Annotated in this window: 10 protein-coding genes and 2 pseudogenes; 5 read left to right on the top strand and 7 right to left on the bottom strand. The window is 40.3% G+C overall.

All coding sequences use genetic code 11. The features are described from left to right. The first annotated feature begins 9 nt into the window (after positions 1 to 9). Positions 10 to 2,643: a CRTAC1 family protein gene (locus tag ACMZOO_RS18245; RefSeq protein WP_440906670.1), complete on the top strand. Its 2,634-nt coding sequence runs from the start codon at positions 10 to 12 to the stop codon at positions 2,641 to 2,643. 115 nt (positions 2,644 to 2,758) lie between these two features. Here ACMZOO_RS18245 and ACMZOO_RS18240 read toward each other — a convergent pair. The 7 genes and pseudogenes from ACMZOO_RS18240 to ACMZOO_RS18210 all read right to left on the bottom strand — a co-directional run. After that, positions 2,759 to 3,517 (bottom strand): annotated as a pseudogene (locus ACMZOO_RS18240) (SMP-30/gluconolactonase/LRE family protein); the annotation flags it as partial. A gap of 144 nt (positions 3,518 to 3,661) precedes the next feature. Then, positions 3,662 to 5,848: pseudogene (locus ACMZOO_RS18235) on the bottom strand (agarase); the annotation flags it as partial. Positions 5,849 to 5,951: 103 nt separating this feature from the next. Further along, a complete protein-coding gene (locus ACMZOO_RS18230) occupies positions 5,952 to 6,590 on the bottom strand; it encodes a bifunctional 4-hydroxy-2-oxoglutarate aldolase/2-dehydro-3-deoxy-phosphogluconate aldolase (protein ID WP_440906669.1) in 639 nt (212 codons plus the stop codon). 72 nt (positions 6,591 to 6,662) lie between these two features. Further along, a complete protein-coding gene (locus tag ACMZOO_RS18225; protein ID WP_440906668.1) occupies positions 6,663 to 7,679 on the bottom strand; it encodes a PfkB family carbohydrate kinase in 1,017 nt (338 codons plus the stop codon). Continuing rightward, complete coding sequence (locus ACMZOO_RS18220) at positions 7,676 to 8,953, bottom strand: MFS transporter (RefSeq protein WP_440906667.1); 1,278 nt, start codon at positions 8,951 to 8,953, stop codon at positions 7,676 to 7,678. The genes ACMZOO_RS18225 and ACMZOO_RS18220 overlap by 4 nt, the downstream gene beginning before the upstream one ends. A 14-nt stretch (positions 8,954 to 8,967) precedes the next feature. Further along, a complete protein-coding gene (locus ACMZOO_RS18215; RefSeq protein ID WP_440906666.1) occupies positions 8,968 to 10,122 on the bottom strand; it encodes a mandelate racemase/muconate lactonizing enzyme family protein in 1,155 nt (384 codons plus the stop codon). A 22-nt stretch (positions 10,123 to 10,144) separates the two neighbouring features. Continuing rightward, complete coding sequence (locus tag ACMZOO_RS18210) at positions 10,145 to 10,804, bottom strand: GntR family transcriptional regulator (protein WP_440906665.1); 660 nt, start codon at positions 10,802 to 10,804, stop codon at positions 10,145 to 10,147. Between the two features lie 198 nt (positions 10,805 to 11,002). Here ACMZOO_RS18210 and ACMZOO_RS18205 point away from each other — a divergent pair, with 198 nt between their 5' ends. The 4 genes from ACMZOO_RS18205 to ACMZOO_RS18190 all read left to right on the top strand — a co-directional run bounded on the left by ACMZOO_RS18205 (position 11,003) and on the right by ACMZOO_RS18190 (position 18,516). After that, positions 11,003 to 13,783, top strand: a complete 2,781-nt coding sequence (locus ACMZOO_RS18205; RefSeq protein ID WP_440906664.1) for a TonB-dependent receptor — start codon at positions 11,003 to 11,005, stop codon at positions 13,781 to 13,783. Between the two features lie 55 nt (positions 13,784 to 13,838). Continuing rightward, positions 13,839 to 15,392: a tryptophan halogenase family protein gene (locus ACMZOO_RS18200; RefSeq protein ID WP_440906663.1), complete on the top strand. Its 1,554-nt coding sequence runs from the start codon at positions 13,839 to 13,841 to the stop codon at positions 15,390 to 15,392. 8 nt (positions 15,393 to 15,400) lie between these two features. Then, positions 15,401 to 16,099: a SapC family protein gene (locus tag ACMZOO_RS18195; RefSeq protein WP_440906662.1), complete on the top strand. Its 699-nt coding sequence runs from the start codon at positions 15,401 to 15,403 to the stop codon at positions 16,097 to 16,099. A 77-nt stretch (positions 16,100 to 16,176) separates the two neighbouring features. After that, positions 16,177 to 18,516, top strand: a complete 2,340-nt coding sequence (locus ACMZOO_RS18190; RefSeq protein ID WP_440906661.1) for an agarase — start codon at positions 16,177 to 16,179, stop codon at positions 18,514 to 18,516. The last annotated feature ends 37 nt before the right edge of the window (positions 18,517 to 18,553 follow it).

The raw sequence follows: 18,553 nt of genomic DNA, 5'->3' as shown, positions 1-18,553 counted from the left end.
AGTTATCCAATGAAAAATATTCTCTATTACTTTGCACTACTGTTTTTGTCAGCCTGTACAAAACAGCAGCTAGAAATCGCAAATAACCTTAAAGTATCACCAGAACAAAGTATCGAAATTCGCTATCAGGTGACAGGCTCACTGACTAAACAAGTAGATATAGAACTACACAATCCAAGTGAATACGCCAGCATCAGTATATTAAGTGGTCAGCAAATCCTTATTGACAATTTGTCGATTCAATCCAGTGGCAAACACAAGTTAAGCGCTTTAGTAAAATTTAACCAAACCGGTGATGCCCCACTGACAATATCTAGCTTGAATGCAACCTTGAATATAGTTTCGCTCAAAATAACTGATATCACAGAGCTTAAAATTCCACAATACCAAGATATTTCCGAGCAAGCCGGTTTAGATAAAGTTAGTTCAATAAAGTACGGCGGCCCAACAATTGCCGATATTGATAATGACGGCGACTATGATTTTATTGTTAATAATCACAATGCCGAAAGCAGCAAACTATATTGGAACAATGGCGACGGCACAGTTAGCAAACATAACAAAGACTTAGCACGCTGGTTTATGCACGACCTCCACGGTATTTCTGCAGGTGATTACGACCAAGATGGTGATCTTGATTTAATAGTAACTCAAGGTGGCGGCAATGGTAAAAATCCGTCAACTGCAAATTTTTACCAAAATAATAATGGCAAGTTAGTGTTAATGACAGGTGACGTCAACATCTACAAAGGCGGCCGTGGTCGTGGTGGCTTTTGGATTGATATGGATGTGGATGGCGATTTAGATTTACTCCTAGTCAACGAAACGAGTTTACATGGTGATAAACCACAACATTTTGCTTATGAAAATTTAGGTAATAGCACTTTTGAGTTGCGTCATATTGAAGGATTACTCGATCAACACCCTTCCAGAACACTTGTCACTGACCTAAATCAGGATCAAATTGACGATATCATTTTGTTCAGCCCTCTGTCCGTTTGGCAAGGCAACGGAGACTTTACCTTCACTAACATCACCAAACAATTTCCTGAAAGAATCCGTGAGCTAAAAGGCATAATGGCAGTAGCCGATTTAGATATAGATAACGATGGTGATTTAGACTTATACCTAGCACGCGGTAAAGAATTTGAAAACGGTTTTGGCGAAGCGCCGAGTGTTGATTTTGAACCTGAAAAACAAATATTTTCGATTAAACCACGTGGATTTAAAGGTACTGACAATTTCAGCTTTACCGCACCAGCCGAAGTCACCTTATTCAACCATTATTATCTCACTCAAGGCGAATTTCGAGGCCAAGATTACCCAATATTTTTAGGCAAAAATAAACAGCCTCATGTGGTGATGTCTGGTGATGAATTCACGTTACATCAACAAGCTGCATTAGGCTGGCCACAAAATATAAGCGAAAATGGTGCGTACTTTGGCTATCTTGGTGACAACAAATGGCGAGCGGCTTTAGTGCGCAATGGCAATATATTTTGGAACTATAAATTCAGTTTAGCTGGAGTAGATTCAACAGATATTGATTTTCAACCGGAAAATCGCAATATGACAGATGTATTACTGCGCAATGACAATGGCAAATTTGTCGACGTTTCCGGCCAATGGAATATCCCTAAAGGGGGTAATTCACTGGGTGTGACTGTCGGTGATTTCAACAACGACACTTTCCAAGACATATTGGTGTACCGTTGGGGCTTAATTCATGCCCGAGGCTCAGATTTAATGTTATTAAACAATGGTAAGCAGCAGTTTATTGCCACCACTTCGCACGGTGCCAGCGATCCGCTTGGCCCAGGAAACGGTGACATGGGCCAAGCGTTTGACTTTGACTTAGACGGTGATCTTGATTTACTCAGTGGTAGCGAAGGTGGTGAATGGTATTTATATCAAAACCAAACTCCCAATCAAGTTAAACAAGCACAAGCAAACTATGCATTAGTTCGAGTGGGCTATTCACCTGCAGCTAAGATTGACGCTATATCAGCATTGGTTACAGCTAAAGTAGGTGATAAAACTTACCGACAAAAGGTTGGCTCCGCAGGTTCAGTATTCTCACAAAGTTTACTCAATATTGTCCATTTTGGCTTAGCTGAACATAAAAGCATTGAGCAAATAACAGTTAAATGGCGCAACGGTGAAACCGCTAGCTTTGACAAGGTTTCTGCTAATCAAATCATAGATGCTGGCGTAACTTTAACAGCTGCGCACAAACAGAATAACCAAGTTGAACATAGTTCAGATTACATCGCGCCTTATATCAAAATATTAAACCGAAGTGAGTTTGAAAATAAGCCACTTAAAATAGGTGATAAAGTAACTATACAAGTGGAATATCATGCAGGAACTGGCAACCGAGTTATTAAATCAGACCAAGGTGGCATACGTTTTTGGCTGCGACATTTTAAATCTAAATGGATACCGGTAAAAGATGTAGTCTTGGTTGATACTGCTGTTATTGGCCGTGAATCTGGCACCTCAAAAATGACCTTTGACCTTGCTGATTTAATACCAACTACAGAGTTAGCCCAGCAACATTTCTATCAATTTAGAGTGTCATTTACCTCAAGCAACGGCGATATGCTCGACGAAGTAATTTATCCATTGGATTTGGTGGAATGAGGAATGCTGAACCTAATGGAACCTAGCTGATCCTAGTGTTGTTCCCCGTAACCAAGGGCAACTAGCCCTCAGCCACAGTAGTCAAAACCTTTTACATGAGTTTCCTTGGTGGCGATTAATCGCCGGCCAATTTAATTCGTAACAACCTGTCATGAGCAGTGATATATAAATACTGCTCTTTGTCCTCAAATGCCAAATTAGCGCAAAAGTATGGAATATTAATTTTTGCCAATACTTCGCCGGTTGGTGAAAATAGCCAAACGCCGTAAGGGCCTGTGGCAAACACTATCCCGGAACTATGCACTTTTAAGCCATCAGGCGCACCATTGTCATGCGTGCCGTCTCCTGTAACTTGGTAAAAAAGTTTTTTGCTAAGTACCTCCCCTTGCTCATCTAATTGGTATTGATACCAAGCAGGCGCATCTGGGTCGGATACTGCAACATATAGGGTTCTGTTATCTGGTGAAAGTGCGATTCCGTTGGGAAAGGTTAAACTTTTATCCAGCAGTTTAAGCTCACCTTCGGGTGACAATTTAAAAACGCCTTGAAAGTCTAATTCTTTCGCTGGGTCGTCCATTCTTTTTGGCAAACCATAAGGCGGATCTGTAAAAAACACATTGCCCTTGTTATCAACGGCAACATCGTTTGGGCTATTTAGCCGTTTGCCATGGTAATGGGTTGCCAATGCTTTGTAGTTTGTTTTGGCGTTATTTAGTGGAGCTTCCATCACAGCCACTTGTCGGCTGCGAGACTGCATTAGCACTAACCGATTTTGTGGTGTTAAATTTAACCCGTTTGAAAAACCGCTATCAGTTAAATAAGTAGATACACCTTCAGTGGGCGAATACTTGATAATCTGGTTATTTGGGATATCCGAAAATAGCAAATAACCTGATTGCTCAAGTGAGTTTTCAATCCATAATGGCCCTTCCACCCATTTAAACCCCTCAGCCAGTTGTTCATATCCTTGGTTTATATCTAAATAGTTTAGCGCTGCTTGCTGGTGTATTTGATACAAAGCTTGACTAAAACGGCGTGGATATATGTTTTTGTTTACCTCTTTTACCGCCTCAACCAAAGGCTGATATGGAATATCGGTAACAGAGACAAAACCAACATTATAGTTCTCGCCGTCGTAAGCGCGGCCAGTCAATGGCGAGTCTATATATTGGAACCAATGTGCACCAACTAGATATGGGTTGTCGATAACACTGTACAAATACTCTTGATATTTACGTCCACGATCAGCTTGCGACTCTGCATGAATCAACCCAGGGTTTAATAAACCTGAATCTAAAGCGCCATTGTGGAATTCGCCGATAATACTTGGTCTGTCGATTTCAGCTAAAAAGTCCCAAAAATCGTCGTTAATGCCTTCTTTATAATAGTTGTAGCTCATAACATCAGCATGTTTAGCTGCGGCAAAACGGATTTCAGGTGTCATACCCCAGTCGGCAAAACGTGCGCCCATGTACATATGGTTAGGCATATAGTGCTTAACGGATTGTTTAACTACTTTGAAATATTGCTCGGCATAAACAAATAATAAATGTGAAAAGTCGGTCAACATAACATCTGAATACTTGGTTATTTCAACGCCTTTGGCTAAGGTTTGCCAATCAGATATTTGTGTATTCCACGCTAGGTTAAGCTGTTCAATCGAGCTATATTTTTTAGCCAATTCATCAACAAATATCTGTTTAGCAGGGCTATCACTGGCTGGGCGGGTGAGCGTATTTAATACTATGCCATACTGACCTTCAACTGAGCCCATCATGCCCCAGCTTTTTTCATTATCAATAAACACACCAACACACCAAGGGCTGTTTTTTACTTCATCGGCAATTTGTTTGACTGTGATGTCGGTACGTTGTTTAAAAACAGGATCGAACGGATCAGGCAACGGGCTCCAATAATCGTTGCCACTGCTAACGGTTTTAAAGTCACCAATAATCCAGCCGTTAGCAAAATATGGATATTGCTGCATGTCGTAATATTTAGCGTCAATCCAATTACCAAACGAAGTAAAACCCCACGACTGCATACGTTTTACTGTCGTTTCTCGCCATTTTTCCATCAATTCAGCGTCATCATTTGTTTGGTACTTACGCTGTAAATTAGCGCGGTAAAAGCTAAAAGTTTCACCTCTATCGATAGCGCCTGTATGTACTGAACGTCTATAACCAAAGTTATCAGCCAGTTCAGAGCCGTATTCTGGCAACCAGCTAAACATATTTGCTCGCAACTCTGAGGAAACTTCACGGCTAGGCCATGCAGCTTTAGGTGCTGGGTTTAAACCTAATGAATCTTCCGGGGTTAAATCGCCCGCTTTGCGCTCAACTATTTTACTGTGGTCAAAGTCATAACCTGTAATGGTAGAAGTATTGGCTAAACGTACATTGGCGATACCATTAGAGAAAAATAAGTGCCCTTCAGGATCAACTAAAGTCCATTTTCCTTGGAATTTCTCAGCTCGGTAATAACCCGTTGCTGCCAATTTGGGGCCATGCTTCCAGCCATTATATTTGGAGCGGTCGGTAAAACTACTCGCAGATAGTTCAGTTTGTTCTTTATTGTGGATCTCAATCAGCTCAGCGGTTGACGTTACCTTGTTTGGAAAATCAACGCGCGTACTCTGGCCAAATTCATCAACTAAATTAGTTAGGTAGTTATTATCAACTGCTTTTGGGTAAATCAAACGGGCGTTGTCGATCATCAGTTGTTTATCTTCAAGTACACCTCTTACATTAAATTTAATGCTGGTTATTTGGCTGATATCGATATTTTTTGTGCCATGTCGCCAAATAATAGGTACATAATCACTCTGCCAGCTTGGCGGATTTGAGCGTATGCCGGTTTCTACATCTAAATCTATGCCTTTAAGTTCAATAAAATAGGTGTCTGCTGAACTAGCAGGCACAACAAAACTCCGATTATGCGTTTTGCCAGCTTTATCTTTAACTGTGACATACATGTGCACTGAGGTTGTTTTTGGGTTTTGTATATCTAATGCAAAAGCAAAAGATTGTTCGTGCGACCAGTCCCACCCATGCTCTGATTTAAACTCAAAACCGGACACATGCTGCTGTTTTGAATCAAAGCTAATTTTGGCAGCTGTATTTGAACCTGCAACAATAGGTTTAATTAAAGCATTTTCAGTGACTAAATTATTAAAATCAGCCGCTTGCTCAAAATCCCACAACATTTTTTCACTGTTATAAGTATTCGAAGTTTGCCCGCATGCTGCTAATAACCCAGCAAAACCGAGTAGGCTAAGGTGTTTTATATTTATAAATTGCATTGTGCTTTTATCCCATTTGTTTTAGTCGATTAACTATTTTGCTGACACCAGCAATGAGTTGTTGTTTTTCTGCGTCAGTTTTTACTGGTTTTGCCAATGCGCCGCCTATACCTAAACCTTTCGCCCCAGCATCTATCCACTGTTCAAAGTTGTCTTGATCTATGCCGCCAACTGGGAAAAATGCTGTGTCTAAAAACGGCCCTTTGGCTAAAGCTTTCAAATATTCAGGGCCAATTGGCTCAGCCGGAAACAACTTAACTACATCAGCGCCGGCTTTTTTCGCCTCTACCACATCAGTCGGGGTAAATGCGCCCATTAACACTGGCAAATTGTGTTCATTAGCAAAAGCACCAACTTGTTTACAAGTATTCGGGGTTACTAAGAACTGCGCACCCGCAGCTTTGGCTTGCTCAGCAATTTCTACTGTGGTGATTGTGCCAGCACCAACAATTAAGTTTGGATATTGCTCGCGCAGTTGGGTGATTTTGCTCGCGAACCCCGGGGTGTTGCTGGTTATTTCTAAAATACCAACACCCGCGGTTAATAGGTTTTCAACTATGCCGTCTATCTGTTCTGGCTGTTCAACTCGAATAATCACCACCAGCTTTTGTTTAAACATCTGTTCAATTATTTGTTGTTTATTCATTGGATAATTCCACACCTCAACACCTTAAATTAAAACGTTAACTGTTAACTATAATTTTTAAAGACAAAAAAATTAGCGAATAACATATCCGCTGGTAAAACCTTGAACGACTGCATTTATTTCAGCTTCATCCGACCAATGTTGATCGCCGTAACAAGTGTGCGCCAGTGCAAAAGCTGCATTGGCAAAATCAATTGTCTGTTGTGCTGATTTGCCACTTAGTAACCCATGCAAAATCCCTGCGGCAAATGCATCCCCAGTACCTAAGCGGTCGAGTATCTCTACATCTAACCAATTGCTTTGATAATTTTCGCCTTGGGTGCGGTAAATCGCGGCTAACTGGTTGTTAGATGCACTCTTGTGTATTCGCGCGGTTACTGCCGTATCAAGATTAAAGGTATTGATTAAATAAGCTGCCACAAGCTTGGCTTGGTCAATTGCATCAGCCTCGTCAAAAGTTTTGCCAAACACATCAGCAACTGCACCTGCGTTGGCAAAAGCTAGATCGCTGTAATGTAAAATTTGGCTAAAAATCAGCTCTGCAACTTTGTTTTGTTGCTGCTCTTCAGACCATAAACTGCGGCGGTAATTAATATCAAAAGCAACTTTAACGCCCATGGCGTTGGCGATACGTGCAGCTTTTACTATTTCGCTAGCACAGTTGCTTGAAAGCGCAGGTGTAATGCCACCTAAAAACAACCAGTCTTTGCCAGCTAATATTGTTTCCCAGTCAAATTGACCTGACTGTAAAGTTGCAAAAGCCGAATCAGCCCTATCGTAAACCACGCGCGATGGTCGAATAGATGCACCAAGTTCAATAAAATAGCTGCCAATACGTTTGCCACTACGCAAACAATAATCAGTATTAATTCCGTATTGTTTGAGCGTGGCAATACAGTGATCACCTATTGGGTTATCGGGTAAACAAGTCGCGAAATAACTTTGATGACCTAACCTTGCAAGTGAACTTGCAACATTTGCTTCAGCCCCTGCAAAATCAACGGCTAAATTTTTCGCCACCACCAATTTTTGTTGTGGTAATGCTGGCGTCAACCTTTGCATTATTTCGCCAAAAAAAACTATACTCACGCTTTGGCCTCCACTTCATTTTCGACAATTGGCATTTCTATGGTTTCAACCTTGCCAACCAAAAATAAATACGAGAACAAACCGACAAATGCTAAACCAGCTATCAGTGCTAATGCCGGTCTAAAATCGCCATCCTGTACTAAAAAGCCAATAAGAATAGGTACGATTACCGCAGATAAACCGCCGATAAAATTAAAACAACCTCCAACTAAACCAACCATATGTTTAGGTGCAATTAAAGAGACAAACACCCAATTAATCGATGCCAAACCATTGCCAAAAAAGGTTAAAGATAAGAAGAAAGTCACCCATAAAGTGCTGTCGGTATAGTTAGCAAAAATAACCGAGCTAGATAAAAACAAACCTAATATGATAGGAGTTTTACGCGCAAACTCATTTGAGTAACCTTTACGCACCAATAAATCAGATACAAAACCTGACAACAGCACACCACAAAATGCCGCTAAAAATGGTACTGAGGCTAAAAAGCCGGTTTTTAAATCACTAAATCCGCGGTATTCAGCTAAGTAGGTTGGAAACCAAGTTAAAAAGAACACTAAGGTGCCGCCTAAACAGAACTGGCCAATATAAATGCCCCAGAGTTTTTTGCTAGAAAATGCCAGTTTCAAATTTTGCATGCTAACGGGTGTTGCATTGGCTGGTTCAGCAGTTGTTTTATTGCCTTGAATGTTAGATTGAGTATTGGCTTGGGTGTTTTCAGTCGGTGCTTCTTTATAAAAAATATACCAAATAACCGCCCAAACTATGCCGATTAAACCAGAAACAATAAACAATCCACGCCAGCCAAACCAGTCTTGAATAACTGCTAACACGGGCATTAAAAACGCCAAACCTATAAATTGCCCAGAGGTATAAACCGCAATCGCCCCTGCTCTTTCTTGCTCGGCAAACCATTGAGTGACTATTTTGTTGTTAGCTGGATAACTTGGTGCTTCAAAAAAACCTATCGCCATACGACAGCCAATAAGCGCCGCAACTGAGCTAACTAAACCTTGCACTAAAGTCACTAAACTCCAAGCGACTAAAATAAATGGATACAAAAAACGAATACGCACGGCGTCCACTAACATGCCACCCGGTATTTGCATAATTGAATAAGTCCAAGCAAATGCGGAAAAGATCAAACCCATTTCAACTTTGCTAATGTTTAAGTCAGCCGAAATTGCAGCCGCTGCGACAGATATATTGGTTCTGTCCATATAGTTAATGACCACACTGATAAATATCAGCGCTAAAATGCCACCTTTTTTCATCTTATCCCCCTTTATTACCAGTTGGTGTAACTGCCGTCTGGTTTAATTAATCTGGGTGGTTCCCAAAATTTGAATTGTTGGTTTTGCAGTTTTTCTTCGTTTACATCTATGCCCAAACCAACGCAGTTTTTAACTTCAAAGCTGTTGTTAACTACTCTTGGTCGGTTGGTAAATATTTCATCGTATTCAGATAAATCACCATCGTATGGCGCAAGCTCTAACCAGCTCATATTGGCAATGGCAGCACAATAATGTACTGATGCAGCGGTACAAATTGGGCTAAGTGGATTGTGCGGCATCATGTCGATATATTTGGTTTCGCACATGGCAGCAATTTTCATTGCTTCGGTAAAACCACCCGCGTTACAAATATCTATGCGCGCATAATTGGTTAAGGCGCTGTCAACGTAAGGGGCAAAATCCCATTTACTGGTAAGCTCTTCACCTATCGCAAACGGAATATCCACCATGGAGCGTAAATTTTTATAAGCCTGAATAGACTGATCGCGTATTGGCTCTTCTAAATAATCTAAAGTGCCACTTGGCATGCGTTGGCAAAAAGATGCGGTTTCACCAACACTTAGTCTGTGGTGGTAATCAATACCCAGCATAATTTCACTACCTATAGCTTCGCGTGCTTGGGTTAACCAATGTGCTGTTTTGGCTAATGACTTTCTGCTGTCAAAAACAGTTTTACCTTCTGCTTTGCCATGTTCACCTGTAGTCACCCGAATAGACTGCCAACCTTGCTCTTTTAATTTGAGTAAATCTTCAATTAAACCTTGGTTGAAATCTTTTACTGAGGTTGCAAATAAAGGGATATGATTGCGTTGTTTGCCACCTAACAATTGATAAACGGGTTGGTTTAAATATTTTCCGGCAATGTCATGCAACGCAATATCAATAGACGAAATGGCGGCTGCCAATACTCGACCACCTTCAAAATATTGGCTGCGATACATCTCTTGCCACATGGCAGAGATATTCAGCGCATTTTGGCCAATTAAAAATTGTTTAAAATGTTCAATAGTGCCAACCACAGCTTTTTCTCGACCAGACAAACCAGATTCGCCCCAGCCATATAAACCTTGATCAGTTTCAACTTTCACCAAACAAACATTGCGAAAGCCGAGCCAAAATACATATGTTTTTATATCTGTTATTTTCATGTTACTTCTCTAGTTAACCAACTTACTGCACTAATACTTTTGACCAATATTGCCGACCTTGATTGATATGTTGCTGCAAGGCTTGCACTGCGTCCTGCGGCTTTTTGTTGACTATGTCGGATAGAATTTTTTCATGTTCAACAATTGCATGTTCCCGCCTTGCCAAACTAATCGGAATATTGCCGTGCAGCGCTTGTAAGATAAGTTTGTTTTTTTTCCAAAGTTGCACAGCACTTTTGTTGTAATGGTGTTTGTACATCAGCCAATGAAATTCTGTGTCGAGTTCACGAAATTTCATATGCTCATCAACCGCTAAACTGCGCATTTGATGCAATACTTCGTTGAGTTTTAACAAACAATCTTGCGTATATCTTTGGATATACCATTCAAACAAATATGGCTCGAGCAATTGTAAAATTTCGAATACATCGCGCATGGTCGCGTGGCTAAAATTCGCAACGCGCGCGCCGCTATTTTTTTGCGAAGTAACAAATCCTTCACCTTCAAGTTGTTTTATGGCTTCTCGAATTGGATTAATTGATGTGCTGTAGCGTTTGGCCAAAGCTGTAGTCACAAGCCTATCGCCGCTGACGTATATACCTTGGGCTATGTCAGCAAGAATTTGCGCATAAACTTTGTTCTCGTGTTGAAAAAAATCTTTGAAATATTCACTTGCCGGCATATTGCTCACAACCCAATTCAAATTACACATAATCCATTTACAGACTACACTTAAATTTAATTGTTTACAATAAACACTTGACAACAACCGTTAACAAAAAGTAAAAATATTATAGAGATGTTTGTAAAGCTGACATTACAAGCAGTACAGCTAGGAAGTTAAACACTCAACAAACAACACAAACAAGAGGACAACTAAATGCGTAATAGCATGTTTAAACTCAATACCGTCTTATTATCTATGTTAGCTGCATCAGGTATGACTACGGTTGCTCAAGCTCAAACTAATCAAGCGGAAGAAGCGGAAGTCATTCACGTAAAAGGCATTCGTAGCTCACTCAATAAATCGGCTGCGTTAAAACGCGATGCATCAGGGGTTATTGATGCCATTTCAGCTGAGGATATTGGTAAATTTCCAGATACTAACTTGGCCGAATCATTGCAGCGTATTACCGGTGTATCCATCGATCGCTCTAATAACGAAGGTAACCAAGTTACTGTCCGTGGTTTTGGCCCCAGCTTTAACTTAGTAACCCTAAATGGTCGGCAGATGCCAAACTCATCAGCACTCGATGGAGAAGGTATTTCTCGAAGCTTTAACTTTAAAGAAGTAGGTGCTGATGTTGTTTCTACCGTTGAGGTATACAAAACAGGTAAAGCACATGTGAGTTCAGGCGGTATAGGTGCAACCATAAATATTAAAACCGCGCGTCCTTTTGAACGCCCTGGATTTAATGCTCATGCAAGTGCCAAAGCCGTGATGGACACAAGCACAAGTGATGGTACAGGTAGAAGAATTACCCCAGAGTTATCCGGTACAATTAGCAATACATTTTTAGATGACACAGTAGGTGTGATGTTGTCGATGTCTCACGCTGAGCGTGACAGCCATAAAGATAGAATTGGAACACAAAATGGTTGGAGCCGTGGATATCCAGGGTTTGCAGCAGGAAAATCACCCGATACAAGCGCGATAGATACAACTAAAAATCCAACGTTACAAACATGGAAAGTACCAACAGTTGATTTAGACGATTCAAACACTGAGCGTGAACGTCAAAATGCTCAACTCGTATTGCAATTTGCCTTGGCAGATAACCTAACTGCTACAGCTGATTACACTATGTCACGCCATGATGAAAAAACTAAAATGAATCGTATGAGTTTTTGGTTCGACAATGTTGAATCAGGCAAAGCGGATATAAACGGTACAATTATCGACCCTCGCCGCACCAACGATGAATTGAATTTCTGGGCGTGGGAATATGCTTTTGAAACTAAGAATGATTCTTACGGCTTAAACTTTGAATGGTTTGCCACAGACAATTTAAAATTTGAATTAGATTTACATGATTCAACTTCACACGCCAACCCAGGTGCACTACCTGCAGAGCGTTTAGCCAACTTGGCGAATATAAAAACATCTGATGGTCAAGGTGTTACCGTAGCAGCAGATTTTAGCTCAGATATCCCAAGTGTTAGTTATGACGATTCTATGTTAACTGGTGGTGCTTATGATCTGGCCAATATGCGTGCGGATTTATATCAAGAGCGTGGTTACGAAATTGAAAACAATATTCAACAAATTCAATTAGACGGCCGCTGGGAAAACAGCTCTAGTGGTGGACTGACAGCAATCAACTTTGGTGTAGCAACCACAAACTACAAAGTTGATACCACTAAAATATACAGCGCAAACTTTGCCTTGGGTGGTGCAATGGACATCTCTGCACTTGACCTATCGCTAGAAAATGGTGGCATAGGTTTTCAGCATATTCCTAACTACTCAGCTATGCAATTTATCGACATGGTGAAACAACAAGGTTTGTTTGTTGATACCAATAAAAACTTAAATGGTATTGAAGAAGATACTTTAGCTTATTACCTATCATTTGATTTTTCGACCGAATTTAACGGTATGGACTTTAACGCAAATGTTGGGGTTAGATACGAAAGCACAGATGTTTCCTCATACTCAATTGAAAAACCAGTTGTTGGTTTTAACTGGGTTTCAGATTTAGAAATGTCAAAAATGTATGCTGATGAAGTGGCTTCTAGCACCTTATACGGTGACTATAATTACTTCTTACCAAATATGGACTTTAGCTTAAACATTACCGATGAAGTTGTCGCTCGTATGTCATACAGCACCACAATTTCACGTAGTGATATTAGTGCAATGTTCCCAGCAACCGAGTTAAACAACCACCTGTCTACAGGCCCATTTGAAGCGAATCAAGGTAATCCAAATCTACTACCATTTGAATCACGCAACTTTGACGTTTCGTTAGAATGGTATTACGAGGATACCAGTTATTTGTCAGTCGGCCATTTCCGTAAACAAGTTGATAACTTTATCGCCACTGGCGAAGAAGAGCGCATTATATCAGGTCCAAATGGTCCTTTGACCAATCCGAGTGCAAATCCACGAGGAAATTGCCCTGAAGGTAGCCCAACTAATCCAGTAAGTGCTTGTACATCACAAGCGACAGATCCAGCAATTTTATGGACAGTGACTACACCGAAAAACTTAGATTCGACTGAAGTAACGGGCTGGGAATTTAATATCCAGCACATGTTGGGTGACAGTGGTTTTGGTGCTATCGCCAACTACACCTTAGTTGATAGCTCAGATAACTACGATATCTATAACTTAAACAATGATTTTGCACTAACTGGCCTAAGTGATTCAGCAAACTTAGTTGGTTTTTATGAACAAGATTTATTCTCTGTTCGAGTTGCATATAACTGGCGTGATAAGTTCTTACTGAAAGGCGGTAACGAGCCAACTTTTACCGAGGCTTATCAGCAAATAGATATCTCAGCTAGCGTTGAGTTAACCGACAGTGTCAGTTTAGTTATTGAAGGATTAAACATAACCGACGAGACAACTCGCCGTCATAACAGATTTAAAAATCAAATCGTTGATTTTGAAGATTATGGTGCGCGTTACAACATTGGTATTACTGCCAAGTTTTAATTGAGTTGTCCAACATCAGCGGCAAAATTTATTTTGCCGCTTTTAGGTTAGTTATATGAATAATGCTATTTCGTCGGTGATTATTGTTGGTGGTGGCAATGCGGGTTGGATCACTGCCGCGATACTAGCCAACAAGCTGAAAAACAAATGTGCTGGACGAGTTTCAATTAGTCTAATTGAATCACCAAACATCAAAACAATTGGTGTTGGTGAAGGTACTTGGCCAAGCATGCGCCGTACCCTTAAAAGTATTGGCGTGAGTGAAACTGAGTTTATTAAAAGTTGCAATGCAACATTTAAACAAGGTGCAAAATTTGTCGGTTGGGTTTCAGGCGCTAAAAATGATGCTTATTACCATCCGCTGATGTTGGCAGGCGAAGACGAACAATTTAATACGCTGCACGCTTGGAACCATCAAGCACAACCCCAACAGAGTGCTTTTTCCAAAGCTTTTTGTGTACAAGATTATATATGCGAACTTGGTTTGGCACCTAAAAGCATAACCACTCCCGAATATGCGTCCGTTAGCAACTATGCATACCATTTAGATGCTGGTTTATTTACTGACTTTATAAAAAAACATTGTGTTGAAAAACTTGGAGTAAAACAGCTAACAGACGATGTGATTGAAGTTAAGGCTTCTGTAGAAAACACTATCTCAGCCGTGGTGACTAAAGAAAATGGTCTTGTGTCTGGAGATCTATTTATTGATTGTACTGGCTTTAAGCGACTCCTGATTAATAAACATTATCAAATTCCGTTTAAATCGTGCAAAACAATCCTTAGTGCCGACTCAGCCATAGCCTGCCAAGTTGATTATGCTAATCAAGAGCAAGCAATTGCTTCAACGACAATTTCCACTGCACAATCAGCCGGTTGGATTTGGGATATTGGCTTACAAAACCGCCGAGGTGTTGGTTATGTATTCGCCAGTGATTATATCTCAGACTCTGACGCCCAAGCACAATTGGCTAGCTACATAAACAACACAGCGGGCAATGCCAACTACTGTACTTTCAAAACCATTAAATTTGAACCTGGGCATTTAAGCAAATTTTGGCATAAAAACTGTGTTGCAATTGGATTATCAGCTGGTTTTCTAGAACCGCTTGAAGCTTCGGCTTTATTACTGATTGAGATGTCAGCCAATACTCTATCTGAGCACTTTCCTGCAAATCAAAGCGCTATGCAATTAGTTGCAGATAAGTTTAATCAAACATTTTTATATCGTTGGCAACGCATCATAGATTTTCTTAAGTTGCATTACTTACTCAATCAAAGACACGAGCCATTTTGGCAAGATATTAAACAAGCACAGAGCATTCCTCAATCATTACAAAACCAGCTTGAGTTGTGGCGATACCAATATCCTTGTGTGCATGATTTTGAACAAGCAATAGAGGTGTTTCCGCTCGATAGTTATTTATATATTTTGTACGGCATGGGTTTTAAAACTGGTTATCCATTTAAAGTTAGTAAACAACAGAAAGACTTACTCTTGGCTCAATGCAGCGATATTCAATTACAGCTAGACCATCTTATCAATACTCTTGAACCCAACCGTAAACTCATTGAAAAAATAAAAAAATTTGGGCTGCAAAAAATTTAGGTATAACTATGCAATCATTTGAAACATTAGATGGAAAACGCCATCAAGATATACGCATTAAAACAGGCCATGGTGAAAATTTTGGTGAAAATGTTCACTGCGTACCTGTTGTCGCAAACGAGTTAAATCAATTAGCAGTTCATTACCCGGTTTGTTTTTTAAAAGACACAGAAACAGGTCAATTTGGTTTATATGTTTTATTAGGTTTTGAACCCAATCAAAATTTATACATTAAAAGTGGTCAGTGGGGACAAGACTACTTGCCTTTGCATATTCAAAGACAACCCTTTATTTACCAAATCAATAATAATTCCACAGGTTTAAACCTAGCGATAAATATTGACAGCCCAAGAATAGATAATCAGCTTGGTGAAGCACTATTTTTGGATGATCAACAACCCAGTGATTATTTACAAAAAATGGCCAAGCTTGTTGAGTTTTTGCAGTCAAGTTTAGCCAGCAATCAAAATTTTATTCAAACCTTATTAAACATAGATTTAATTGAGCCGAGCCAACTCCAATTTCAACAGGCGGACGGGCAAACAAAAAAAATAGATGGTTTGTACCAAGTTAGCCGACAACAGCTCGCATCTTTATCTGAACAATCAATTATTAATCTCCATAAAACAGGTGCACTACAAGCTTGTTATTTGTTGTTGGCGTCACAAGAGAATTTCAAAAAATTGATCAATTGGTACAAAGGTTAATTACAGCCCAAGCTTAGTTAACGCTAGCGTCAATCAAGCAAAAAATTTACAACACTATACATGACAAGAGGTCGAAAATGCGTAAACTCCCGATTGCAGCTATTCTATCTGCAATATTGCTGTCAGCTTGTGATAGCAAAAAGTCCGAAGTGCAAATAACTCAAGCACAACCCGAACAAGCACTAGCTGTTATTTGGAATGGCAGTGCAAATTCCAATGTGGATATTGCCAGTTGGGGTGCTCAAACTCAGCTGTTGAATAACTCAGTGAGAGTCAGTTACCAGAGTGATCACTACCGTCCATCGGTTAAATTTCACCCTGACACACCTTGGGATTGGTCTGAATTTGATGAGTTTAACTTAGCGGTTGATATTAAAAACTTATCAGACGAATCTATCCAAGTTTACCTGTCGTTAACCGACGAAGCTGGTGTCAAAGAAGATATGGAAATTACCGGCAGCCGCGCACGCTCTCTCAATCGAGCGGTTAACTTAGCCGCTGGTGAACAAGGCACCTACTTTTCAATTATTAAAGGCAAGTTTTTTGATACCAATGCAGGTATTCGTGAAAAACCTTACCCATGGCAAACCAACGAAGAAATGTTTGTCACCCGTTTTGGTAAAAAACTCGATTTAAGCCGCATTACCGAAGTCGCCTTGTTTGTGCGCGGTAATTTACACGATAAACAAATTGAAGTTACAAACTTACGTTTACGTAAAAACCCTGAATACAACGACAGTTATCTAGTCGGTTTGGCTGATGAATTTGGTCAAAATGCTAAACAAAACTTTCCAATTAAAGTTAACTCTGCTGAACAGCTTAAAGCAGTTGCCGATAAAGAACTTGCCGAGCTTGCCAAAGGTGGATTAATGGCCAATCGCTCTAAATACGGCGGTTGGAAAGATGGCCCTAAACTTAAAGCGACTGGCTATTTCAGAACAGAAAAAATTGATGGCCGTTGGTGGATGGTCGACCCTGAAGGCCATATCTTTTTCTCACATGGCCCAGCTAATGTGCGGATGGCAAATTTAACCACGTTAACAGGTGTCGACTTTAAAGATGACTCAGTGCGATATATAGACCCAACTCGAGTAACACCAGAAGATTCTATGGGCATAGTACAAGTGTCAGACGAGGTCCGGAAAACACGTTTTGTAGCATCAGAGCTACGCAATAACATGTTTACTTGGTTACCAAGTTATGACGATCCTATGGCTAAACACTATAGCTATCGTCGTGAAGTACATAAAGGCCCATTAACTTCAGGTGAAACTTTTAGTTTTTATCGGGCAAATTTAGAAAGACGTTATGGTGAAAACTTTGAACAAACTTGGCAACAAGTGACGTTAGATCGTATGAACAACTGGGGATTCACTTCATTTGGTAACTGGGTTGATCCGGCATTTTATCCAAATGAACAAGTGCCTTATTTTGCCAATGGCTGGATTATCGGTGATTTTAAAACGTTAAAATCTGAACATGATGTTTGGGCACCTTTACCTGATCCATTTGATCCTGAATTTGTCCGCCGTGCAAAAATCACCATTGATGTAATTGCCGAAGAAATTAAAGGCTCCCCATGGTGCGCCGGTATCTTTATCGATAATGAAAAAAGTTGGGGATTGCCAGAAGGTACAGTTGCCCAAAAATACGGGGTAATCTTATCAACATTAACCGTAAACAATGCTGATAGCCCTGCGAAAACTTATTTTACTGAATATTTAAAAGCAAAATATGGCAGCATTAACCAGCTCAACCAAGCGTGGAATTTTCAAGCAGATAGCTGGGCAAGCATAGAAAAAGGAGTGCATTTACAAGCGCCGTATTCTAGCGAATTAGAAGCCGATTTATCCCATATGCTTGAAGCTTTATCTGATCGTTATTTTAAAGTAGTCCATGACACGCTTGAACAAGCTTTGCCAAATCATTTGTATATGGGCGCACGTATGGCGAACTTTGGTATGCCAAAAGAAACCATTAAAGCTTCGGTTAAATACTCAGATGTATTGTCGTTCAACATTTATGAAGAAGGTGTCCAGCCTGAAGAATGGGGTTTCTTAACCGAGTTTGATTTACCTGTGGCAATTGGTGAGTTCCACATTGGTTCAACCACAGATACGGGTGTATTTCATGCAGGTTTAGTGCAAGCACATGATCATAAAGACAGAGCGAAAATGTATTTAGACTATATTACCAGTGTGGCCGCTCACCCGAACATGGTTGGTGCACATTGGTTCCAATATATAGATTCGCCATTAACCGGTCGTGCGTTTGACGGCGAACCCTACAATGTTGGATTTGTCGCAGGTACGGATATTCCATATCCAGAAATGGTAGATGCAATTAAATCCTTTATGTCGACTGTCTATGAAAAACGCTTCAACGGTGACTTCGACAACCCTGCATATAAAAAATAATTTGTGCTGATTTATAACTAAGGGCGAGCACGCCCTT

Origin of the sequence: Catenovulum sp. SX2 (assembly GCF_052056295.1) — a bacterium.
Lineage (GTDB): Bacteria > Pseudomonadota > Gammaproteobacteria > Enterobacterales > Alteromonadaceae > Catenovulum.
The sequence above is the reverse complement of the archived record's forward strand: the minus strand, read 5'-3'. Positions and strand labels throughout refer to the sequence as shown.

What these genes read in the sequence shown, in the direction of transcription:
- ACMZOO_RS18200 (WP_440906663.1), top strand. Translation starts at nt 13,839, where the DNA reads ATGAATAATGCTATTTCGTCGGTGATTATTGTTGGTGGTGGCAATGCG.
- ACMZOO_RS18220 (WP_440906667.1), bottom strand. Translation starts at nt 8,953, where the DNA reads ATGAAAAAAGGTGGCATTTTAGCGCTGATATTTATCAGTGTGGTCATT.
- ACMZOO_RS18215 (WP_440906666.1), bottom strand. Translation starts at nt 10,122, where the DNA reads ATGAAAATAACAGATATAAAAACATATGTATTTTGGCTCGGCTTTCGC.
- ACMZOO_RS18245 (WP_440906670.1), top strand. Translation starts at nt 10, where the DNA reads ATGAAAAATATTCTCTATTACTTTGCACTACTGTTTTTGTCAGCCTGT.
- ACMZOO_RS18210 (WP_440906665.1), bottom strand. Translation starts at nt 10,804, where the DNA reads ATGCCGGCAAGTGAATATTTCAAAGATTTTTTTCAACACGAGAACAAA.
- ACMZOO_RS18205 (WP_440906664.1), top strand. Translation starts at nt 11,003, where the DNA reads ATGCGTAATAGCATGTTTAAACTCAATACCGTCTTATTATCTATGTTA.
- ACMZOO_RS18190 (WP_440906661.1), top strand. Translation starts at nt 16,177, where the DNA reads ATGCGTAAACTCCCGATTGCAGCTATTCTATCTGCAATATTGCTGTCA.
- ACMZOO_RS18195 (WP_440906662.1), top strand. Translation starts at nt 15,401, where the DNA reads ATGCAATCATTTGAAACATTAGATGGAAAACGCCATCAAGATATACGC.
- ACMZOO_RS18230 (WP_440906669.1), bottom strand. Translation starts at nt 6,590, where the DNA reads ATGAATAAACAACAAATAATTGAACAGATGTTTAAACAAAAGCTGGTG.